Below are 761 nucleotides of genomic sequence, written 5' to 3'. Positions count from 1 at the left end.
AAAGTCTCTGCCCTGCATTTTTATGAACAAAAAGGACTGATTTCGAGTTGGAGAAATCAAGGCAATCAGCGCCGCTACCACCGCAGCGTTTTGCGCCGTGTCGCGGTGATTAAAGCGGCGCAGCAAGTCGGGTTGTCGTTAGAAGAAATCAAACATGCGCTAGATGAGCTGCCGAAACATCAAGCTCCGAACAAAGAGCAATGGGAAGTCATGGCGAGCCATTGGCATGAACAGTTAGAACAAAAGATTCAAAAGCTCAAAGCCTTGCAAAACGATTTGGGTGGATGCATTGGCTGCGGATGTTTGTCGTTAGAAACCTGCGCACTGCGAAACCCAGAAGATGTGTTAGGCAAAGATCACTCAGGTTCGAATTTGACCTTAGAAGAAGAGGCGTAAGCGTTATTCTTTGTCGAAACTGTCCACCACAATCGCGCCCATCGACGCTGGCATTGTGATGACGATAACGCGTTTTATCGCAACGATCGGGTCAGTAAAGAGCGGCAACTTGTCGAGACAAAATAGCACCAAAGCTACCACGATAGCGGCGATGGAATAGGCGATCACAACGCGAAATACAAAGATGGGAATGCGCTTTCTAATGTGGCTTTGAAATACGCTTTGATAAGCGAAAAAGCTGAGAAAAATCACAGAAAGGCTTAACAACATGAGCAGGTTTATCATGGGTAAGCTTTCACCCAATCGCCATGCTTCTTCCGAAAAAGAGATAGGCACAGCAAGGGCAAAAGCGCCAACCAACACTT

2 protein-coding genes are annotated in these 761 nt (G+C 46.9%); one reads left to right on the top strand and one right to left on the bottom strand.

All coding sequences use genetic code 11. The annotated features are described in order from the left end of the window. On the top strand, nucleotides 1–396 hold a 396-nt coding region (gene soxR / locus R7Z50_RS26790), incomplete at its 5' end, for a redox-sensitive transcriptional activator SoxR (RefSeq protein WP_318149655.1). Nucleotides 397–399: 3 nt separating this feature from the next. Here soxR and R7Z50_RS26785 read toward each other — a convergent pair. Continuing rightward, the gene (locus R7Z50_RS26785) at nucleotides 400–759 is read right to left on the bottom strand and encodes a DUF2391 family protein (RefSeq protein ID WP_318149654.1); all 360 of its coding nucleotides are present in this window, start codon (nucleotides 757–759) and stop codon (nucleotides 400–402) included. Between the last annotated feature and the right edge of the window lie 2 nt (nucleotides 760–761).

The organism is Vibrio sp. 1249-1 (assembly GCF_033340495.1).
Note: the sequence above shows the minus strand (reverse complement) of the source record. Positions and strands in the feature narration are given on the sequence as shown.